The organism is Streptomyces sp. NBC_01017 (genome assembly GCF_045162795.1).
Lineage (GTDB): Bacteria > Actinomycetota > Actinomycetes > Streptomycetales > Streptomycetaceae > Streptomyces > Streptomyces machairae.
This window is the reverse complement of the sequence record NZ_CP108683.1, coordinates 3,266,504-3,286,438: the sequence shown is the minus strand read 5'-3', so window position 1 is coordinate 3,286,438 and position 19,935 is coordinate 3,266,504. Positions and strand designations below refer to the sequence as shown.

16 protein-coding genes, 1 pseudogene and 1 riboswitch are annotated in these 19,935 nt (G+C 71.9%); of the genes and pseudogenes, 11 read left to right on the top strand and 6 right to left on the bottom strand.

The features are described from left to right. The first annotated feature begins 195 nt into the window (after positions 1-195). From OG331_RS15035 to OG331_RS15020, 4 genes are all read left to right on the top strand, one after another. Positions 196-1,575 carry a M16 family metallopeptidase gene (locus tag OG331_RS15035; RefSeq protein ID WP_406196186.1) on the top strand — a complete coding sequence of 460 codons (1,380 nt, stop codon included), beginning with the start codon at positions 196-198 and terminating at the stop codon, positions 1,573-1,575. Continuing rightward, entirely contained in the window at positions 1,572-2,960 is a 1,389-nt protein-coding gene (locus tag OG331_RS15030) for a M16 family metallopeptidase (RefSeq protein ID WP_406196184.1), read from the top strand. Before OG331_RS15035 ends, OG331_RS15030 begins: the two co-directional genes overlap by 4 nt. A gap of 213 nt (positions 2,961-3,173) precedes the next feature. Beyond that, a riboswitch (cyclic di-AMP (ydaO/yuaA leader) is annotated at positions 3,174-3,336 on the top strand. 13 nt (positions 3,337-3,349) lie between these two features. Then, positions 3,350-4,132 (top strand): M23 family metallopeptidase, encoded by a 783-nt coding sequence (locus OG331_RS15025; RefSeq protein ID WP_406196181.1) that lies wholly within the window; start codon positions 3,350-3,352, stop codon positions 4,130-4,132. Between the two features lie 201 nt (positions 4,133-4,333). Next, complete coding sequence (locus tag OG331_RS15020; protein WP_406196179.1) at positions 4,334-5,029, top strand: GntR family transcriptional regulator; 696 nt, start codon at positions 4,334-4,336, stop codon at positions 5,027-5,029. A 211-nt stretch (positions 5,030-5,240) separates the two neighbouring features. On the opposite strand, the gene OG331_RS15015 is transcribed toward OG331_RS15020, so the two are convergent. Next, complete coding sequence (locus OG331_RS15015) at positions 5,241-5,522, bottom strand: HPr family phosphocarrier protein (RefSeq protein WP_019755624.1); 282 nt, start codon at positions 5,520-5,522, stop codon at positions 5,241-5,243. A gap of 190 nt (positions 5,523-5,712) precedes the next feature. Between OG331_RS15015 and OG331_RS15010 the strand changes: the two genes are divergently transcribed. The 4 genes and pseudogenes from OG331_RS15010 (at position 5,713) to OG331_RS14995 (ending at position 11,096) form a co-directional block, all read left to right on the top strand. Continuing rightward, positions 5,713-8,559: a GNAT family N-acetyltransferase gene (locus OG331_RS15010; protein WP_406196177.1), complete on the top strand. Its 2,847-nt coding sequence runs from the start codon at positions 5,713-5,715 to the stop codon at positions 8,557-8,559. Between the two features lie 52 nt (positions 8,560-8,611). Beyond that, positions 8,612-9,199 (top strand): DUF5998 family protein, encoded by a 588-nt coding sequence (locus tag OG331_RS15005; RefSeq protein ID WP_328422510.1) that lies wholly within the window; start codon positions 8,612-8,614, stop codon positions 9,197-9,199. A gap of 1 nt (position 9,200) precedes the next feature. Then, the gene (locus OG331_RS15000; RefSeq protein WP_406196174.1) at positions 9,201-10,394 is read left to right on the top strand and encodes an alkaline phosphatase family protein; all 1,194 of its coding nucleotides are present in this window, start codon (positions 9,201-9,203) and stop codon (positions 10,392-10,394) included. A 55-nt stretch (positions 10,395-10,449) separates the two neighbouring features. Further along, positions 10,450-11,096, top strand: a pseudogene (locus tag OG331_RS14995) (thymidine kinase). 37 nt (positions 11,097-11,133) lie between these two features. Here OG331_RS14995 and OG331_RS14990 read toward each other — a convergent pair. Beyond that, positions 11,134-11,937 (bottom strand): VOC family protein, encoded by an 804-nt coding sequence (locus OG331_RS14990; RefSeq protein ID WP_406196171.1) that lies wholly within the window; start codon positions 11,935-11,937, stop codon positions 11,134-11,136. Between the two features lie 295 nt (positions 11,938-12,232). On the opposite strand from OG331_RS14990, the gene OG331_RS14985 reads away from it, so the two are divergent. Further along, on the top strand, positions 12,233-13,084 hold the full coding sequence (locus OG331_RS14985) for a sulfurtransferase (RefSeq protein ID WP_406196169.1): 852 nt from the start codon (positions 12,233-12,235) through the stop codon (positions 13,082-13,084). A gap of 181 nt (positions 13,085-13,265) precedes the next feature. Here OG331_RS14985 and sepH read toward each other — a convergent pair whose 3' ends face one another. The 3 genes from sepH to OG331_RS14970 form a co-directional block, all read right to left on the bottom strand. After that, the gene (gene sepH, locus OG331_RS14980; RefSeq protein WP_406196166.1) at positions 13,266-14,306 is read right to left on the bottom strand and encodes a septation protein SepH; all 1,041 of its coding nucleotides are present in this window, start codon (positions 14,304-14,306) and stop codon (positions 13,266-13,268) included. A 463-nt stretch (positions 14,307-14,769) separates the two neighbouring features. Then, positions 14,770-16,089: a D-arabinono-1,4-lactone oxidase gene (locus OG331_RS14975; protein WP_406196163.1), complete on the bottom strand. Its 1,320-nt coding sequence runs from the start codon at positions 16,087-16,089 to the stop codon at positions 14,770-14,772. Beyond that, a complete protein-coding gene (locus OG331_RS14970; protein WP_406196160.1) occupies positions 16,049-17,287 on the bottom strand; it encodes an MFS transporter in 1,239 nt (412 codons plus the stop codon). Before OG331_RS14970 ends, OG331_RS14975 begins: the two co-directional genes overlap by 41 nt. Before the next feature lie 223 nt (positions 17,288-17,510). Between OG331_RS14970 and OG331_RS14965 the strand changes: the two genes are divergently transcribed. Together OG331_RS14965 and OG331_RS14960 are read left to right on the top strand one after the other, a co-directional pair. After that, on the top strand, positions 17,511-18,638 hold the full coding sequence (locus OG331_RS14965) for a ferrochelatase (protein ID WP_406196157.1): 1,128 nt from the start codon (positions 17,511-17,513) through the stop codon (positions 18,636-18,638). Positions 18,639-18,646: 8 nt separating this feature from the next. After that, on the top strand, positions 18,647-19,462 hold the full coding sequence (locus OG331_RS14960) for an inositol monophosphatase family protein (RefSeq protein ID WP_406196155.1): 816 nt from the start codon (positions 18,647-18,649) through the stop codon (positions 19,460-19,462). Positions 19,463-19,537: 75 nt separating this feature from the next. Here OG331_RS14960 and OG331_RS14955 read toward each other — a convergent pair whose 3' ends face one another. Beyond that, a complete protein-coding gene (locus OG331_RS14955) occupies positions 19,538-19,711 on the bottom strand; it encodes a hypothetical protein (protein ID WP_328878653.1) in 174 nt (57 codons plus the stop codon). Positions 19,712-19,935: the final 224 nt, after the last annotated feature.

Below are 19,935 nucleotides of genomic sequence, written 5' to 3'. Positions count from 1 at the left end.
GGCCGCCGGACGGGACGACGAGCTGTGCTTGAGGGCCGTCGCGCGTGTCGTCGCGGGCCCGCACGCACCCGCATACCGGCACGGCGTTCTGACCGGGAACTTCGCCGACCCTTCGGACGCTGCATACAGTGGCAGGAACTGAGCACGAACCGCTCGACACAACGCAGTGCACGCGACCGGAAGGACACCTTGCCCATGGGTCACACGGCCACACCGGAGGCACAATCCGGCGGCCTCACCGCCACGGAGCACCGCCTGGCAAACGGCCTGCGCGTGGTGCTCTCCGAGGACCACCTCACGCCGGTCGCCGCGGTCTGCCTCTGGTACGACGTCGGCTCCCGCCACGAGGTCAAGGGCCGTACCGGACTCGCCCACCTCTTCGAGCACCTGATGTTCCAGGGCTCGAGCAGCGTGAAGGGCACGGGCCACTTCGAGCTCGTCCAGGGCGCGGGCGGCTCGCCGAACGGCACCACGAGCTTCGAGCGCACCAACTACTTCGAGACCATGCCCGCCCACCAGCTGGAGCTCGCGCTCTGGCTGGAGGCCGACCGCATGGGCAGCCTCCTGGTGGCGCTCGACGAGGAGGGCCTGGAGAACCAGCGCGATGTCGTCAAGAACGAGCGCCGGCAGCGCTACGACAACGTCCCGTACGGCACGGCGTTCGAGAAGCTGACCGCCCTGTCGTACCCCGACGGGCACCCCTACCACCACACGCCGATCGGCTCGATGGCCGACCTGGACGCGGCCAGCCTGGAGGACGCCCGCGCGTTCTTCCGCACCTACTACGCGCCCAACAACGCCGTCCTGTCGATCGTCGGCGACATCGACCCGGCGCAGACGCTCGCCTGGGTCGAGAAGTACTTCGGCTCCATCCAGTCCCACGACGGCAAGCCCGCCCCCCGCGACGGCTCGCTGCCCGACACCATCGGCGAGCAGCTGCGCGAGGTCGTCGAGGAGAACGTCCCCGCGCGCGCGATGATGGCCGCCTACCGGCTCCCGACGGACGGCACGCGCGAGTGCGACGCGGTCGACCTGGCGCTGACCGTCCTCGGCGGCGGCGAGTCCTCCCGCCTCTACAACCGGCTCGTACGCCGCGACCGTACGGCCGTGGCTGCCGGGTTCGGCCTGCTGCGCCTGGCCGGGGCGCCCTCCCTGGGCTGGCTGGACGTGAAGACGTCCGGCGACGTCGAGGTGCCGGTCATCGAGGCGGCCGTCGACGAGGAGCTCGCCCGCTTTGCGCAGGAGGGCCCCACCGCCGAGGAGATGGAGCGCGCGCAGGCCCAGCTGGAGCGCGAGTGGCTGGACCGGCTCGGCACGGTCGCGGGCCGCGCCGACGAACTGTGCCGGTACGCCGTCCTGTTCGGCGACCCGCAGCTCGCCTTCACCGCCGTGCAGCGCGTCCTCGACGTCACAGCGGAGGAGGTCCAGGCGGTCGCCCAGGCCCGTCTGCGTCCCGACAACCGCGCGGTGCTGGTGTACGAGCCGGTCGCCGATGCGGCCGAGGACCTGGAAGCCGCCGCCGACGGGGCCGCACCCGCCGGGACCACTGACGAGAACGAGGAGTCGGCGCAGTGACCGAGCTCGCCAGCATGGAGTTCCACCCGCAGCCCCAGGCGGGCCAGGCCCGGCCCTGGGCGTTCCCGGCACCGGAGCGCGGCAAGCTGGACAACGGCCTGACGGTCCTGCGCTGCCACCGCCCCGGCCAGCGCGTCGTCGCCGTCGAGGTCCTCCTGGACACGCCCCTGGAGGCCGAGCCGAAGGGCCTGGACGGCATCGCCACGATCATGGCGCGTGCCTTCTCGGAGGGCACCGACAAGCACACCGCCGAGGAGTTCGCCGCCGAGCTGGAGCGCTGCGGCGCCACGCTCGACGCGTACGCCGACCACCCCGGCGTCCGCGTCAGCCTCGAGGTGCCCGTCTCCCGGCTGCCGAAGGCTCTCGGTCTGCTCGCCGACGCGCTCAGGGCGCCCGGGTTCGAGGACGCCGAGGTCGAGCGCCTGGTGCGCAACCGCCTCGACGAGATCCCGCACGAGCTGGCCAACCCCTCGCGCCGCGCCGCCAAGGAGCTGTCCAGGCAGCTGTTCCCGGCGACCTCGCGCATGTCCCGCCCGCGCCAGGGCACCGAGGACACGGTCGCCGGCATCGACTCCGCGGGCGTACGCGCCTTCTACGAGCGGCATGTGCGCCCGGCGACGTCCACCGTCGTGGTCGTCGGCGACCTCACCGGCGTCGACCTCGACGCCCTGCTCGGCGACACCCTGGGCGCCTGGACCGGCTCCCCGGCCCAGCCCCGGCCGGTCCCGCCGGTGACTGCGGACGACACCGGGCGCGTCGTCATCGTGGACCGTCCCGGCGCCGTCCAGACGCAGCTGCTGATGGGGCGCGTGGGCCCCGACCGGCACGACCGCGTCTGGCCCGCGCAGGTGCTCGGCACGTACTGCCTGGGCGGCACCCTCACCTCCCGCCTGGACAAGGTCCTGCGCGAGGAGAAGGGCTACACCTACGGTGTGCGCGCGTTCGGGCAGGTCCTGCTCTCCGCCCCGGACGGCTCGGGTGCGGCGATGCTCGCCATCAGCGGCTCCGTGGACACGCCGAACACCGGTCCCGCCCTGGACGACCTCTGGAAGGTCCTGCGCGGTGTCGCCGACGGGGGACTCACCGACGCCGAGCGGGACTTCGCCGTGCAGAACCTCGTCGGGGTGGCGCCGCTGAAGTACGAGACCGCCGCCGCCGTGGCGAGCACGCTGGCCGACCAGGTCGAGCAGAACCTGCCCGACGACTTCCAGGCGACGCTGTACCAGCGGCTCGCCGCCACCGGCACCGTCGAGGCCACCGCCGCGGCCGTGAGCGCCTTCCCGGTCGACCGCCTGGTGACGATCCTCGTCGGCGACGCGGCCGAGATCCGGGAGCCCGTCGAGGCCCTCGGTATCGGCGAAGTCAGCGTCGTGGCGGCCGAGTAGGGGACTGGCGCGGAGCCGGAGACGGCACGCACGCGTAGGGGCCCTGGTGACTGAAGAGTCACCAGGGCCCCTTTATGCCCGAATTGAGGGAGAGGTTGCCTGTCTGACCTGTGGGATGCACTACAAAAGGCAGGATCCGTTTGGGGATTGAAAGATGCCCCGTTTAGCGTCTTCCGGGCTGTCCGTCAGGCACTGCGCCGCGCCCGCGGCACCGGACAGCCATCGCCGAGTCCCCGTACGGCGCGAGCCAGGGGAGCCGGGGACCCATCGAAGTCCCTGGGGTGAATCGGACGCCCGCGCAGCCGCGAGGGGGTCCGTAGGAGACCTTCCTGCTCCGAACCCGTCAGCTAACCCGGTAGGCGAGAAGGAAGGAAAGGATCAGCCACTTCATGGCGTTCACCTGCGCCACCGGGAAGCGTCCCGCGGGGAAGCACCGTCGCCCCAGCCGCTTCGAGCGCACCACCGCCCGCGCCGCGGGCGTCGCCGCACTCACCGCCACCGGCGTGATCGGCACCCTGGCCGCCCCGGCGCTCGCCGCCGAACCGGCCGTCGAACAGACCGGCCTCATCCCCGTCGTCTCCGTCGAGAACTCGATCGCCGACCAGATCGACGCCCAGGCCGCCGCCCAGGAGCAGGCCGCCAAGGAGGCCGCGGCCCGCAAGAAGGCCGCCGAGGAGGCCGCACGCAAGAAGGCCGCCGCGAAGGCGAAGAAGGAGCGCGAGGCCAAGGAGCGCGCCGCCCGCGAGGCCGAGCGCAAGCGCCTGCTGTCCTACGTCGCCCCGATCTCCGGCTCGTACGTCTCCACGGGCTACAAGACCGGCGGCGCCCTCTGGTCCTCCGGCAGCCACACCGGCGTCGACTTCCATGCCGCCAGCGGCACCTCGGTCCACTCGGTGGCCTCCGGCACCGTCGTGGAGGCCGGCTGGGGCGGGTCGTACGGCAACCAGGTCGTGATCAAGATGAACGACGGCACGTACACCCAGTACGGCCACATGTCGTCCATAGCCGTCTCGGTGGGCCAGACCGTCACCCCCGGTCAGCAGATCGGCCTGTCCGGCGCCACCGGCAACGTCACCGGGCCGCACCTGCACTTCGAGGCCCGCACGACGCAGGAGTACGGCTCCGACATCGACCCCGTCGCGTACCTGCGCTCGCACGGCGTGAACCTCTGACGCCCCACCTCTGACGCTCACACCGCGCCTTCCGAAAGCCCCGGCTCCCCGAGCCGGGGCTTTCGGCGTTTCGAACGGCCCGCTGTCCAAAAAATATCCATGGATTCCGGCCCCCCGTCGGAAATTCCGGCCGGTTGCAATAGAGTCACTGAACACACGTCATTCGTCGACGTTTCACGGGGATTAAGGCGGAGGTCGGTCATGCGTATTCCGGCGCACTCGGTATGCACCGCGATCCGGGACGACATCGTCGCCGGGGTCCACGCGCGCGGCGGCAGGCTCACCGAAGAACTCCTCGCCCGCCGTTACGGCGTCTCCCGAGTCCCCGTGCGCGAGGCCCTGCGCACCCTGGAGGCGGAGGGCTTCGTGGTGACCCGGCGGCACGCGGGCGCGTGCGTCGCCGAACCGAGCGAGCAGGAGGCCGCCGACCTGCTGGAGATGCGCACCCTCCTGGAGCCGCTCGGCGCCTCCCGGGCCGCCCAGCGGCGCACCGAGGCCCATCTGAAGGTCCTGCGCGGCCTGGTCAGGCTGGGCCAGGAGCGGGCCAGGCGGGGAAACAGCGAGGACCTGCGCTCCCTGGGCGGCTGGTTCCACGAGACGCTGGCCCAGGCCTCCGGCAGCCCCGCCCTGACCTCGATGCTGACCCAGCTGCGCCACAAGATCGCCTGGATGTACGCCGTCGAGGCGCCGGTCAACCCCGTGGAGTCCTGGACCGAGCACGGCGCGATCGTGGACGCGGTGGCGCGTGGCGACGGCGAGCGCGCCCGCGCGATCACGGCGCTGCACACCGAGCGCTCGATCTCCGGGCACCGGCTGCGCTTCGGCTCCCGCGGTGACCGCACGGAGCGTGTGAGGAATTCGCAACATCCCGTAAACATGCCGAGCCTGCGGCATTAACACGGGCGCCGTATACAAAGAGGAGATATTCGGAGGCGGCGAATTTCCGCTGCCCTTTTTCGGATGTGCGGGAAATTCTCGGGCCCGCCGATCTCGAAAGAGGGACCGCCTGCCCGAAAACAGGAAGCCAGCGCCGAAAACAGTGAAGCCGCGCCCGCCGGAAAGGCGAGCGCGGCTTCACCGCTTGCTGCGGGAGTCCCGCTCAGGTCCTTCAGACCGTCTCGGGCAGCTCCTCGAGGCCCTCGGAGACCAGCTTCGCCAGCCGGTCGAGGGCGGCGTCCGCACCCTCGGCGTCGGAGGCGAGGACGATCTCCTCGCCACCCTGGGCACCCAGGCCCAGGACGGCCAGCATGGAGGCCGCGTTGACGGGGTTGCCGTCGGCCTTGGCGATCGTCACCGGGACGCCTGTGGCCGTGGCGGCTCGGACGAAGATGGAGGCGGGGCGGGCGTGGAGGCCCTCGGCCCAGCCGACGTTGACGCGGCGCTCAGCCATGTGATGCTGCCCTTCGGTTCTCAGGGTTGTCTAGACCAGTTTCCCACACCCGTGAAGCACGACGGAACTGGACGAACGTCTGACGAACGTCCCCTCCCGAGGTGACCGTGGGGTCGCGGCCTCGACCCCACGTACGTCCTGAACAGACTGCCTCGCGCCGTTGTCGTACGCGAGCCGTACTCTGGGCCCCATGCAGAGCGCCTCGGACAGGCACGCGTACCCCGCCCACTGGGAAGCCGACGTGGTGCTGCGCGACGGCGGCACCGCGCGCATCCGCCCCATCACCGTTGATGACGCCGAGCGCCTGGTCAGCTTCTACGAGCAGGTGTCGGACGAGTCGAAGTACTACCGCTTCTTCGCGCCCTACCCGCGGCTGTCCGCAAAGGACGTCCACCGCTTCACGCACCACGACTTTGTGGACCGGGTGGGACTCGCGGCCACGGTGGGCGGCGAGTTCATCGCCACCGTACGCTACGACCGGATCGGCACCGACGGAATGCCCGCCTCCGCCCCCGCCGACGAGGCCGAGGTCGCCTTCCTCGTCCAGGACGCCCATCAGGGCCGCGGCGTCGCCTCCGCTCTGCTCGAACACATCGGCGCCGTCGCGCGCGAGCGCGACATCCGCCGCTTCGCGGCCGAGGTGCTGCCCGCCAACAACAAGATGATCAAGGTGTTCACGGACGCCGGGTACACGCAGAAACGCAGCTTCGAGGACGGCGTCGTCCGCCTGGAGTTCGACCTGGAGCCGACGGACCGCTCGCTCGCCGTGCAGTACGCGCGCGAACAGCGCGCCGAGGCCCGGTCCGTGCAGCGGCTGCTGGTGCCCGGCTCGGTCGCCGTCATCGGCGTCGGCCGCACCCCGGGCGGAGTGGGCCGCAGCGTCCTGGGCAACATCGGCGACGCCGGGTTCACGGGACGGCTGTACGCGCTGAACAGGGCGTTCCCGGAGGACCTCAAGGAACTCGACGGCGTGCCCGCGCACCGCTCCATGCGCGACATCGAGGAGCAGGTCGACCTCGCGGTGGTCGCCGTGCCGGCCGCGTACGTCCCCGACGTGGTCGCCGAATGCGGCGAGCACGGCGTGCAGGGGCTGGTCGTGCTCTCCGCCGGGTACGCCGAGAGCGGGCCCGACGGCCGCGAGCGGCAGCGTGAACTCGTACGGCAGGCACGCGCGTACGGCATGCGCATCATCGGCCCGAATGCCTTCGGGATCATCAACACCTCCGCCGACGTACGGCTGAACGCCTCCCTGGCCCCCGAGATGCCCCGCCCGGGCCGCATCGGCCTGTTCGCGCAGTCCGGCGCGATCGGCATCGCGCTGCTGTCCCGGCTCCACCGGCGCGGCGGCGGTGTGACCGGGGTCACCGGGGTGTCGACCTTCGTCTCGTCCGGCAACCGGGCCGACGTGTCCGGCAACGACGTCCTTCAGTACTGGTACGACGACCCGGACACCGACGTCGCCCTGATGTACCTGGAGTCCATCGGCAACCCGCGCAAGTTCAACCGCCTCGCCCGGCGTACGGCGGCGGCCAAGCCGTTGGTCGTGGTGCAGGGCGCGCGCCACGGCGGCGCGGCGCCGCAGGGCCATGCGGTGCGCGCCACGCGGCTGCCGCACGCCACGGTGTCCGCGCTGCTGCGGCAGGCCGGGGTGATCCGGGTGGACACGATCACCGAGCTGGTGGACGCGGGCCTGCTGCTCGCGCGCCAGCCGCTGCCGACCGGCCCGCGGGTCGCGATCCTCGGCAACTCCGAGTCGCTGGGGCTGCTGACGTACGACGCGTGTCTCTCCGAGGGGCTACGGCCGCTGCCGCCGCTGGATCTGACGACGGGGGCATCGGCGGGGGACTTTCACGAGGCGCTGTCGCACGCGCTCGCCGACGAGACGTGCGACGCGGTCGTCGTCACCGCCATACCCGCGATCGGCGACGCGTCGACCGGCGACGCCGAGCTGGCACAGGCCCTGCGGTCGGCGGCCGAGCAGGTGCCGGGGAAGCCGGTGCTGGTGGTCCACGTCGAGCTGGGCGGCCTCGCCGAAGCCCTGTCGGCCGCGGCGAGCACCGCACCGCAGGCGGACCGCAAGGCGCCCGGCGCCATGGTCCGCCCCCACCCGTTCCGCCCCCTGGACTTCCGGGCCGGGAACCCGGCCGAGCAGCCGGACACCCCGCAGAGCCCGACGACCCTCATCCCCGCCTACCCCGCCGCCGAGCGCGCCGTCCGCGCCCTCGCCGAAGCCGTCAACTACGCGCAGTGGCGGCGCGACGCGACCGACCCCGGCAAGGTGCCCGAGTACGAGGACATCGACGAGAAGGGCGCCGCCCAGCTGATCGGCGGGCTGCTCGCGCGCGGGCAGGGGCTCACGCTCGGCACGGACGAGACCTGCGACCTGCTCGGGAAGTACGGCATCGACGTGCACCGAGCCCTGCACGCGCCCACCCCGGACGCCGCCGCCGACGCCGCCCGCACTCTCGGCTACCCCGTCGCCCTCAAGGCCACCGCCCCGCACCTGCGGCACCGCGCCGACCTCGGCGGCGTGCGGCTCGATCTCGCCGACGAGGAGCAACTGCGGCGGGCGTACGCCGAGTTGACCGAACTGTTCGGCAGGCCGGAGGAGCTGCGGCCGGTCGTGCAGAGCATGGCACCACGCGGCGTCGACACCGTCGTACGGGCCGTGATCGACCCGGCGGCCGGTGCCGTGCTGTCCTTCGGTCTCGCCGGTGCGGCCTCGCAGCTGCTCGGGGACATGGCGCACCGGCTGATCCCGGTCACCGACCGCGAGGCGACCTCGATCGTCCGCTCCATCCGGACGGCACCGCTCCTCTTCGGCTGGCGCGGCTCCACTCCCGTCGACACGCCTGCGCTGGAGGAGCTGCTGCTGCGGGTGTCGCGGCTGGTCGACGACCACCCCGAGGTCGTCGCGGTCACCCTGGAACCGGTCGTCGTCGCCACCCACGGCCTGAGCGTGCTCGGCGCCTCCGTCCGCCTCGCGCCGCCACCCGCGCGGGACGACCTCGGGCCGAGGACCCTGCCGACGTACTGAGAGCGCCCGCAGCGGTGCCTCGCAGTCAGTGCGCCCCCGTAGGATGGGCGTCATGGCCAAGACCAGTACGACGACCCAGGGGCTGCGTGCGGCGATCGAGCGCAGCGGCTACTACCCGGCCCTCGTGGCCGAGGCGGTGGAGGCCGCTGTGGGCGGCGAGCCCATCCGGTCGTACCTGGTCCATCAGGAGACGACGTTCGACCAGAACGAGGTGCGGCGGCACGTGACCGTGCTCGTCCTCACCCACAACCGCTTCATCGTCAGCCACACCGACGAGCAGGCCGCCGACAGCACCTCCCCGACGCCGTACGCCACGACGTCCACCGAGTCCGTGAAGCTCGGCCGGATCTCCTCGGTCGTCGTCAGCCGCGTCGTCGCCAACCCGGAGTCGTACACGCCGGGCACGCTGCCCCGCGAGATCGTGCTCACCATCGGGTGGGGCGCGGTCGCCCGGCTCGACCTGGAGCCCGCCGCCTGCGGGGACCCCAACTGCGAGGCCGACCACGGCTACACGGGCAGCTCCACGGCGGACGACCTCAGCCTGCGGGTCAGCGAGGCCGGCGACGGACCGGAGACCGTGCGCCAGGCGCTCACCTTCGCTCAGTCGCTCTCCGAGGCGACCGCGGACATCGCCCGCTGAGATGATCCAGCCCACCGCCTGGGACTCCTACCCGGAACCCCTCGCCGTCGACTCCGCGCCCGTCCCCGAGTACGGCAGCGGCTCGCTCGCCGATCTGCTGCCCACGCTGGCCGCCGGCATGGCCGTACCGGACATGACCGCCGCGATCCCCGAGCTGGCCGCCGCCGACCGCGCCTGCGTGTTCCTGATCGACGGCCTCGGCTGGGAGCAGCTCAAGGCGCACCCCGAGGAAGCGCCGTTCATGACGTCGCTCCTGAGCAGCTCGCGCGGCGGCACCGGACACCCGATCACCACCGGCTACCCCGCGACCACCGCGACCTCCCTCGCCTCCGTCGGCACCGGCCTGCCGCCGGGCGCGCACGGCCTGCCCGGGTACACCGTGCGCAACCCCCAGACCGACGAGCTGATGAACCAGCTGCGCTGGCAGCCGTGGACGTCACCGCGCGTCTGGCAGCCGTACCCCACGGTCTTCCAGCTGGCGCAGCAGGCGGGCGTGCACGCGGCGCAAGTGTCGTCGCCCACCTTCCAGAACACCCCGCTGACCAAGGTCGCGCTCAGTGGCGGAACGTTCCTGGGGCGGCTGACCGGCGAGGACCGTATGGACCTCGCGGCCGAGCAACTGGCCGCGGGCGACCGCTCCCTGGTCTACACGTACTACGCCGAACTCGACGGCGCCGGCCACCGCTACGGCGTCGACTCCGACACCTGGCGCGGCCAGCTCATGTACGTCGACCGGCTCGTCCAGCGCCTCGCCGAGCAGTTGCCGCCGCGCACCGCGCTGTACGTCACCGCCGACCACGGCATGATCGACGTGCCCTTCGACGAGCAGCACCGCATCGACTTCGACGAGGACTGGGAACTGCGCGCCGGCGTCGCCCTGCTCGGCGGCGAGGGCCGCGCGCGGCACGTGTACGCGGTGCCCGGCGCCGCGAACGACGTCCTGACCTGCTGGCGCGAGGTGCTCGGCGAACAGTTCTGGGTGGCCTCCCGGGACGAGGCGATCGCGGCGGGCTGGTTCGGGCCACGGATCGACGAGCGGGTGTACGGAAGGATCGGCGACGTGATCGCGGCCGCGCGGGACGACGTCCTGATCATCGCGTCCGAGCGGGAGCCGAAGGAGTCGGCGATGGTCGGCAACCACGGTTCGATGACCCCCGCGGAGCAGTTGGTCCCCCTGCTCGAAGTACGCTCCTGAAACCTCCGCAGCCCGCCGTAGCCGACTCTCTCCGCCGAAAGGTGCTCAACTCAACATGCCCGAGCTGGTGTTCTTCTCCGGAACGATGGACTGCGGGAAGTCGACGCTGGCTCTCCAGATCGAGCACAACCGTTCGGCGCGCGGGCTCGCGGGCATGATCTTCACGCGTGACGACCGCGCGGGCGAGGGCAAGCTGTCATCGCGGCTCGGCCTGGTCACCGACGCGGTGGAGGTCGAGGACGGCGTGGACCTGTACGGGTACGTCGTCGACCACCTCTCCCGGGGCGGCCGCGCGGACTACGTCATCGCCGACGAGGCCCAGTTCCTCGCGCCCGACCAGATCGACCAACTCGCCCGCGTGGTCGACGACCTGGGCCTCGACGTCTACGCCTTCGGCATCACGACCGACTTCCGCAGCAAGCTGTTCCCTGGCTCGCAGCGCCTGGTGGAACTGGCCGACGGGTCGAGGTGCTCCAGGTGGAGGCCCTGTGCTGGTGCGGGGCCCGCGCCACGCACAACGCCCGCACGATAGGGGGCGAGATGGTCGTCGAGGGCGCCCAGGTGGTCGTCGGTGACGTCAACCAGGCGGACGCCGTCGGCTACGAGGTCCTGTGCCGCCGTCACCACCGACGCCGTATGACGGCCGCGAGCGCACGGGCGGCGGCGCTGTCCCCGGACGTCCTGCCGGTGCAGTCGGTCTGAGCCGAGGTCCCGTTCGGCGGCCCTGCTCCCGAGCCCGTCAGCGCGGGTCCTGGATCAGGGCGAACCGGGCCCCCTCGGGGTCCGCCACCGTCGCCACGCGGCCGTGGGCGCTGTCGTGGGCCGGCTTGAGGACGTGGCCGCCGAGGTCGACGACCCGGGCCAGCGCCTCGTCCGTGTCTGCGACCTCGAAGTACGTCACCCAGTGCGGGCCCCGGTCGCGCGGCAGGGAGGTGCCGACGCCGTGGATGCCGGCGACCGGGCGGCCGTCGATGAGCAGGGTGACGTAGTCGAAGTCGGCGGAGACCCGCGGCTCCTCCTCGTAGGCGAACACGGTCTCGTAGAACTTGGCCACGTTCACGGACTCGAAGGTCAGCAGCTCGTTCCAGGCCGGGGTGCCGGGCACGCCCGTGACGGCCGTGCCGCGGTGTTCGGCCCCCTGCCAGATGCCGAAGACGGCGCCGGACGGGTCGGAGCAGATCGCCAGCCGGCCGGCCTCGGCGGCGTCCAGCGGGCCCACGCCGACCGTGCCGCCGCACAGCCGTACCGTGTCGGCGGTCAGGCCGACGTTGTTCGAGGCGAGGTAGGGCGTCCAGGCGATGGGGAGGTGGCGGTCGGGCGGCAGTTGGCCGATGCCGGCCACCTCACGGCCGTTCAGCAGGGCCCGCACGTAGGGGCCGAGTTGCTGGGGGCCGGGCTGGAACTCCCAGCCGAACAACGCTCCGTAGAAGTCCTGGGTCGCGGCCAGTCCGTGCACCATCAGACTCACCCAGCAGGGCGTGCCGGGCGCGTGCCGAGCGTGCGTCTCGCCGTTCGGGCCGGCCGACCCCCGTGCCTCGGTCATCGTCACTCTCTCCTCGACCCCTCGCGGTGGCCGTGTCGCTTCCGCTGTCCGGACCCCCGTGCCGATGCTCGCACCACCCGTGGCCACGCGCGCTGCGGGCGCGCCGCGCACGGCGGCCGGTGCCCGGAGGATGCCCGGTGTGCGATTTACCGCCCGTTTCCGTGCGATTGCCGTCGGATGTCGATCGGCTGTACAGCATGTGCCTGATCCCGTACGCCTCGTGATCGGGCCTGTCCGGCGGGCAGAGTAACCGGACCGCGACGATGGGGCCACCCCGTGCGCAAGGATGGTGGCCATGAACGCCATCATCTCCGCATCAGAACTCGCCGGCGAACTGACGGGCGACAACCCCCCGGTACTGCTTGACGTCCGCTGGCAGTTGTCCCTGGCCAAGGCGTCCGGTGAGCCTCCGTTCGACGGCCGCGCCGAGTACGAGGCCGGGCACATCCCGGGCGCGGTCTACGTCGATCTGGACCGGGAACTGGCCTCCGCGCCCGGTTCGCGAGGGCGTCATCCGCTGCCGGACTTGGCCGAATTCGGTACGGCGATGCGTCATGCGGGCGTGACGTCGGGGACGCCGGTGATCGTGTACGACGGCGGGCAGGGCTGGGCGGCCGCCCGGGCGTGGTGGCTGCTGCGCTGGACGGGTCACCCCGATGTGCGGGTCCTCGACGGCGGGTTGCCCACCTGGGAGGGACCGCTGGAGACGTCCGTGCCGACCCCGGCGGAGGGCGACTTCGAGCCGGTACCGGGGGCGACGGAACTGCTCGACGCCGACTCCGCCGCGGCGCTCGCCCGGTCCGGGGTGCTGCTGGACGCGCGGGCAGGGGAGCGGTACCGCGGCGAGGTCGAGCCGATCGACCCGGTCGGCGGCCACATCCCGGGCGCCCTGTCCGCCCCCACGAACGAGAACGTGGCCGCGGACGGCCGCTTCCTCCCCGCCGGGCAACTCGCGGCACGCTTCAAGGCCCTGGGCGCGTCCGAGGGCACGGCGGTCGGCGTGTACTGCGGCTCGGGCGTCTCCGCCGCGCACCAGGTACTGGCACTGGAGGTCGCCGGCATTCCGGCGGCGCTGTACGTCGGTTCGTGGTCGGAGTGGTCGTCGGACCCGTCGCGGCCGGTGGCCGTGGGGGCGGATCCGCAGTAGGGCGTGCCGAGCGGGGGGGGCGAGGACTGGACCGGAACCACCCCAGCGGCACGACTGTCCCCGCCCCGCCCAGTCTCACCCCGCACAGCACGAGGGCCGCGCTGCAACCAGCGCGGCCCTCGTGCTCGTCCTCGTGCGACCACACTCGCAGCCGTACGACCGACCAGTCTTGCTACTCCTGTTACTCCTGCTTCTTCCTCCGCGTCCCGAACACGATCTCGTCCCAGCTCGGTACCGCGGCGCGGCGACCCGGGCGGACGCCGTCCGCTTCGGCCTGGCGGTCCGTGGCGCCGATGAGGCGGTCGCGGTGGCTGCCGACGGAGCGGGGCATCAGGACGTCCGCGTAGGCGGACCCGGCCGAGGCGGCAGGGGCGGGAGGTTCCTCCGCGTCCGGCTCGGCGGGGGGTTCCTCCACCTCGGGCTCCGGCGGGCGCTCCGGCACCACCATGTCGCCGCGGAAGCTGGGCACCGCCTCCAGCAGGCTGGTGAGCGAGTCCCGTTCCTCCGTGGTCTCCTCGACCGGCTCGGAGGCCTGAGCGGGCAGGCTCGGGCGCTCTGTGCGTTCGAGGGCACGGTCCATCGACCGCTCGCGCGGAAGCCGGGCGATACGCGGCACGAACGGGAAGCTCGGCTCCGGCGCGGCGAGGTCCTCGGACTCGCCGATCAGCGAGCGCGCCTCCTCGTCGACGGCCTGGACGAGCCGCCGGGGCGGGTCGTACGTCCAGCTCGCCGAGTGCGGTTCGCCCGCCACCAGGTAGACCAGCAGTACTTCCCAGGTGCCGTCGTCGCGGCGCCACGAGTCCCACTGCACAGTGTCCTTGTCGGCGCCGCGCAGCAGCAGCCGCTCCTGGACGGCCTCGCCGAGCTGCGGACCGGCGGCGTTCTCGCCGGGCCGGCGGACGGGAGTCTTGCGGGCCCGTTCGGCCATGAAGGCACGCTCGGCGAGCACGGGGCCCTCGAAGCGCCGTACGCGGTCGACGGGGATGCCCGCGAGCTGGGCGACCTCTTCCGCGGTGGCACCAGCGCGTATACGCGCCTGGATGTCGCGGGGGCGGAGATGGCTTTCGACCTCGATCTCGATCTGGCCGAGACGGGGACGGTCGCCGCGCACGGCGGCGCGCAGGCGTTCGTCGATCGGAAGCGTGTACTCCGTAGAGTCGGCAGCCTTCAGCACCAGCCGTGTGCCGTCATTGGAGACGGCCACGACACGCAGTTCGGGCATGGGGACCTCCCGGGTGGTGCCTGCCGACGTCACGTGCGTCGCTGCTTCCGCTAGTCGAGTGTGGCCTGCCCGGGTGCAGCCTGCCACAACCTTGCCGAGTTGCCCGGCGTGTCGGGCACGTGCCCTGGATCGCCGTTATGGCACGGTTACCTATTCGCAACGCTAAGTGACCAACTCCGTCACCCTGTGCAACTAGCCCCCTCCCGGCGGTCCTTGAAGGCCACGGACGCCCAGGCGGGAGACCGGACCCAGGGCTCGCAACAGTACTCCATTTGGGCCACGTGCGTGGATTGGCACGCCGCCCAACTTCTGGCAAGAAGTGCGACTCGGCCGCCCGTTGGGCGATTCACGGATCTTGAACGTGGCGTACTTCACGCAAACGTCGGAAACGGAACTATTGCTTTCGGCCGTACGCCGCCCAGCAGCGAAGTCCGTTGACCGAACGGGTCGAGCCGGTCGGGTGCTACGCCCCCAATACCCGCCGCAAGTAGTCGTTCTGGAACCGGCGGTCGGGGTCCAGTCGGTCCCGCAGGGCCGTGAACTCACCGAAGCGCGGGTATACCTGAGCGAAGTACTCGGCGTCCCGCGTGTGCACCTTGCCCCAGTGCGGACGCCCCTCGTGCGCGGTGAAGATGTGCTCGGCGGCGGTGAAGTACCGCTGGTACGGGGTCCCCTTGACCATATGGACGGCGATGTACGCACTGTCACGGCCCGAGGCGGTGGACAGCGTGATGTCGTCGGCCGGCGCCGTGCGCACCTCGACCGGGAAGCTGACCCTGAGGCCGGAGCGGTCGATCATCGCCTTCAGTTCGAGCAGCGTCTCGACGACGGCCTCGCGCGGGACGGCGTACTCCATCTCCACGAAGCGCACCCGGCGCGGCGATGTGAAGACCTTGTACGGGATGTCGGTGTAGGTCCGCGCGGACAGCGCCTTGCTGGAGACCCGGGCGATCGTCGGGATGGTGGCGGGCGCCGCGCGGCCGACCCACTGGGCGACCTGGAACACGCCGTTGGAGAGGAACTCGTCCTCGAACAGGCCCCGGAGCTGGGACACCGGCTTCTCGGGGCCCGCACTGCGGTTGTTGCGCTTGGTGTTGGTGCTGCCGGTGTGGGGGAACCAGTAGAACTCGAAGTGTTCGTTCTCGGCCCACAGTTCGTCGAAGTCCGCCAGGACCTTGTCGAGCGGCATCGGCTCCTCGCGCGCGGAAAGCAGGAAGACGGGCTCCACGGCGAAGGTGATCGCGGTGACGACGCCCAGCGCGCCAAGGCCTGTCCGGGCGGCCGCGAAGACCTCGGGGTTCTCCTTCTCGGAACAGGTGAGCACCGAACCGTCGGCCGTGACCAGTTCCAGGGCCTTGATCTGGGCCGCGATCGAGCCCGACTCGCGGCCCGTGCCATGGGTGCCGGTGCTGATGGCGCCGGAGACGGTCTGCTCCATGATGTCGCCCATGTTGGTGAGCGAGAGCCCCTCGCGCGCGAGGGCCGCGTTGAGCCTCTTGAGCGGGGTGCCGGCCTCGACCGTGACTGTCATGGCCTCCCGGTCGATGTCGCGGATGCCGGTGAGCAGCTGAGGGCGGATCAGCACGCCGTCGGTGGCGGCGATCGACGTGAAGGAGTGCCCGCTGCCGACCGCCTTCACCTTCAGGCCGTCCTCGCCGGCCCGGCGTATCGCCGCCGCCAACTCCTCGACGGAGGCGGGAGTGACCTCCCGCGCGGGGCGGGCGGCGACCGTGCCGCCCCAGTTACGCCACGTGCCGTTCCTGCCGCTCGCTGTGCTGCTCAACGGTGCCTCCCCGACGCGGAGCCGGCTTGCTGAGCCGGCGGTACCCCAGAAAACCGACCACGACCGCGACGGCCCCGGACACCGCCGGAACCCCGTACCCGGCGCCCGCACCGGCGGCGTCGATCACCCAGCCGGCCGCGGAGGAGCCGAGCGCGACCCCGACCGCGAGCCCGGTGCTCACCCAGGTCATGCCCTCGGTCAGTTGCGCGCGTGGTACGTGCTCTTCGATCAGGGACATGGTCGTGATCATCGTGGGAGCGACGGCCATGCCCGAGACGAACAGCGCCACGGCCAGAAACGGCAAGTTTCCGACCAGTAGGAGGGGGATCATACTCACGGCCATCGCGCATATGCCCAGCAGCCAACGACGTTCGGGCGCCCCCTTGAAGCGCAGCAGCCCGAACACGGCGCCCGCGGCGCAGGAGCCGGCCGCGTACAGGGCGAGCACGATGCTCGCGGCGCCCTTGTGGCCCTGCTCCTCGGCGAAGGCCACGGTGACCACGTCGACGGCACCGAAGATCGCTCCGGTCGCCACGAACGTGGCCACCAGAACCTGCAGCCCGAGCGAGCGCAGAGCCGAGCCGTCGTCGTTGTGCTCGCGCGGGTGCGGTGCGGGCTCGGTGGCCCGCTGTGCGGTCAGCCAGAAGACGCCGACCGCCAGGAAGCAGCCCGCGAGCAGCGGCCCGGCCTCCGGGAACCACGCCGTGGACAGGCCGATGGAGATGATCGGCCCGAAGATGAAGCAGACCTCGTCGATCACGGACTCGAAGGAGTACGCGGTGTGCAGCTGAGGCGTGCCGCGGTACAGGGCGGCCCAGCGGGCACGGGTCATCGCCCCGATGCTCGGCACGCAGCCGATGCCGGCGCACGCCACGAACAGCACCCAGTCCGGCCACTCGTAGTGCGCGGCGAACAGCAGCAGTGCGGCCGCCAGGAGCGCGATCAGTGTCGCGGGACGCAGCACCCGCCGCTGCCCGTACTGGTCGACCAGTCGCGAGACCTGCGGACCCGCGACCGCGGCGGCGAGCGCGATGGTGGCCGACAGCGCGCCGGCGAGGCCGTACCGCCCGGTCAGCTGGGACACCATGGTCACGACGCCGATGCCCATCATCGACAGCGGCATCCGGCCGAGGAACCCCGCGGCGGAGAAGCCCTTGGAGCCGGGGGCGGCGAACAGGGCGCGGTAGGGGCTCGGCACGGGGGTCTCCGTCAGGCAGGAGCAGCGGGGCTGCGGTGGCTCGGGGTGGTGCAGGCAGGCGTGCGGGCGCACAGCAGGGCGTGAAGGCGCCCCGTAAGGCGTGTGGATGGCCGATACAGCTTACGAGTTAGGTGACCCTAACGCACCCGTCCGGACGCACGGGGAACCCGGGTGGTCACCCCGCCGTTTCCAGGCTGTCAGTACCGGATGACAGGATCGATCCATGCCAGACGCGCGCGATGCCACCCCCTACGACGCCTTGCTCCTGCTCTCGTTCGGCGGCCCCGAGGGCCCGGACGACGTGATCCCGTTCCTGGAGAACGTCACCCGCGGGCGGGGCATCCCCACCGAACGCCTCAAGGAAGTCGGCGAGCACTACTTCCAGTTCGGCGGCGTCAGCCCCATCAACGGCCAGAACCGCGCCCTGCTGGACGCCCTGCGCAAGGACTTCGCCGAGCACGGTCTGGATCTGCCGATTCACTGGGGCAACCGCAACTGGGCGCCGTACCTGACGGACACGCTGCGCGAGATGGTCGCCGACGGCCGCCGCCGCATCCTCGTCCTCGCCACCAGCGCCTACGCGTCCTACTCGGGCTGCCGGCAGTACCGCGAGAACCTCGCGGACTCGCTCGCGGCCCTTGCGGCCGAGGGCCTGGAGCTGCCGAAGATCGACAAGCTGCGGCACTACTTCAACCACCCCGGCTTCCTGGAGCCGATGATCGACGGCGTGCTCGACTCCCTGGCCGACCTCCCCGAGGACGTCCGGGACGGCGCCCACATCGCGTTCTCCACCCACTCGATCCCGACCGCGGCCGCCGACAGCTCCGGCCCCGTCGAGGACCACGGCGAGGGCGGGGCGTACGTCGAGCAGCACCTGGACGTCGCGCAGCTGATCGTCGACGCCGTACGCGAGCGCACCGGTGTCGACCACCCCTGGCGGCTCGTCTACCAGTCCCGCTCCGGCGCCCCGCACATCCCGTGGCTGGAGCCCGACATCTGCGACCACCTCGAGGAGCGGCACGCTGCCGGTGTCCCGGCCGTCGTGATCGCCCCCATCGGCTTCGTCTCCGACCACATGGAGGTCCTCTACGACCTCGACACGGAGGCCAAGGCCAAGGCCGAGGAGCTGGGCCTGCCGATGCGCCGCTCGGCCACCGTCGGCGACGATCCGCGGTTCGCCGCCGCGATCCGCGACCTCGTCCTGGAGCGCGCCGCCGTGGAGCGCGCGGAGGACGTCACGCCCTGCGCTCTCGGCGGCCTCGGCGCGAGCCACAACCTCTGCCCGGTGGGCTGTTGCCCGTCCCGCGCACCCAGGCCCGCCGCGGCGGGCGCCGACAGCCCCTACGCATGAGGAGCCCCGTGACCGACGCCCTGCACACGGAACTGCTCACCCTCGCTCAGGAGGCCGCCCGCCGCGCGGGAGAGCTGCTGCGCGACGGCCGCCCGGCCGACCTCGCCGTCGCGGCGACCAAGTCGAGCCCGATCGACGTGGTCACCGAGATGGACATCGCGGCCGAGAAGCTGATCACGGGCCTGATCTCCGAGCAGCGCCCGGACGACGGCTTCCTCGGCGAGGAGGGCGCCTCCACCGAGGGCACGAGCGGCGTCCGCTGGGTGATCGACCCCTTGGACGGCACCGTCAACTACCTCTACGGACTGCCGACTTGGTCCGTCTCCATCGCCGCCGAGCAGGACGGAGAGACGGTCGCCGGCGTCGTGGCGGCCCCGATGCGGGGCGAGACGTACCACGCGGTCCGCGGCGGCGGCGCGTGGGCCACGGGCGCCTGGGACGGTGAGCGCAGGCTCACCTGTCGCGCCACGGCCCCTCTCGCCCAGTCCCTGGTCTCGACGGGCTTCAACTACGTCACCGAGGTGCGCACCCACCAGGCCGACGTCGCCCAGCGGCTGATCCCCCTCCTGCGCGACATCCGCCGCGGTGGCTCGGCGGCAATCGACCTGTGCGACCTCGCCGCCGGCCGACTCGACGGCTACTACGAGCGGGGCCTCAACGCCTGGGACCTCGCGGCCGGGGACCTGATCGCCCGTGAGGCCGGCGCGCTGACGGGTGGGCGCCCGGGAGAGCGCCCCTCACGTGACCTGGCGGTCGCAGCGACACCGGGGGTCTTCGAGCCCCTCCAGCAACTCCTGGAGGACTTGGGCGCCTGGCACGACTGACGGCACGGCACCAGCAGAACGAGCAGGGCCCCCGGCGCTGGATTCGCCGGGGGCCCTGTGGTGTTCACAAGCCGGTCAGACGCTCGTCGCGCCGACTTCCACGCCATGCTCAGCGGCGAGGCGGCGCAGGTCGTCGAGCTCGCCCTGCTCCACCTCGACGAGGAAGTCGTCGCCCTCGTCGAGAGCCCGCGTAAGGTCGGACTCGGTCGCCCTTATGCGCTGCAGAAGTCCTGCGGTGAATGCGTCCATGCTGCGCCCCCTCGTCCTGGGTCGGTGGGTCGGTGGCACGGGGGTGTGCCGATCGGAAGGGACGATCACGTCTCCGGTGGATGCCCAGCGCTGCCCAGCCGGGCGGCGACGGTGCCGGACACCCACATCCACTCTGCGGGAAGCGGATCGCCTCGTACCGCATGGTGGTGCGGTACAAGCAGAGCGTGATCGCGGGGTGTAAAGCCGTCCTCCCCCCGCTTTCT

Bases quoted from the DNA above. Each gene is read 5' to 3' on its own strand.
- OG331_RS15035 (WP_406196186.1), top strand. From the start codon at position 196: ATGGGTCACACGGCCACACCGGAGGCACAATCCGGCGGCCTCACCGCC.
- OG331_RS15025 (WP_406196181.1), top strand. From the start codon at position 3,350: ATGGCGTTCACCTGCGCCACCGGGAAGCGTCCCGCGGGGAAGCACCGT.
- OG331_RS15020 (WP_406196179.1), top strand. From the start codon at position 4,334: ATGCGTATTCCGGCGCACTCGGTATGCACCGCGATCCGGGACGACATC.
- OG331_RS15015 (WP_019755624.1), bottom strand. From the start codon at position 5,522: ATGGCTGAGCGCCGCGTCAACGTCGGCTGGGCCGAGGGCCTCCACGCC.
- OG331_RS15010 (WP_406196177.1), top strand. From the start codon at position 5,713: ATGCAGAGCGCCTCGGACAGGCACGCGTACCCCGCCCACTGGGAAGCC.
- OG331_RS15005 (WP_328422510.1), top strand. From the start codon at position 8,612: ATGGCCAAGACCAGTACGACGACCCAGGGGCTGCGTGCGGCGATCGAG.
- OG331_RS15000 (WP_406196174.1), top strand. From the start codon at position 9,201: ATGATCCAGCCCACCGCCTGGGACTCCTACCCGGAACCCCTCGCCGTC.
- OG331_RS14990 (WP_406196171.1), bottom strand. From the start codon at position 11,937: ATGACCGAGGCACGGGGGTCGGCCGGCCCGAACGGCGAGACGCACGCT.
- OG331_RS14985 (WP_406196169.1), top strand. From the start codon at position 12,233: ATGAACGCCATCATCTCCGCATCAGAACTCGCCGGCGAACTGACGGGC.
- sepH (WP_406196166.1), bottom strand. From the start codon at position 14,306: ATGCCCGAACTGCGTGTCGTGGCCGTCTCCAATGACGGCACACGGCTG.
- OG331_RS14965 (WP_406196157.1), top strand. From the start codon at position 17,511: ATGCCAGACGCGCGCGATGCCACCCCCTACGACGCCTTGCTCCTGCTC.
- OG331_RS14955 (WP_328878653.1), bottom strand. From the start codon at position 19,711: ATGGACGCATTCACCGCAGGACTTCTGCAGCGCATAAGGGCGACCGAG.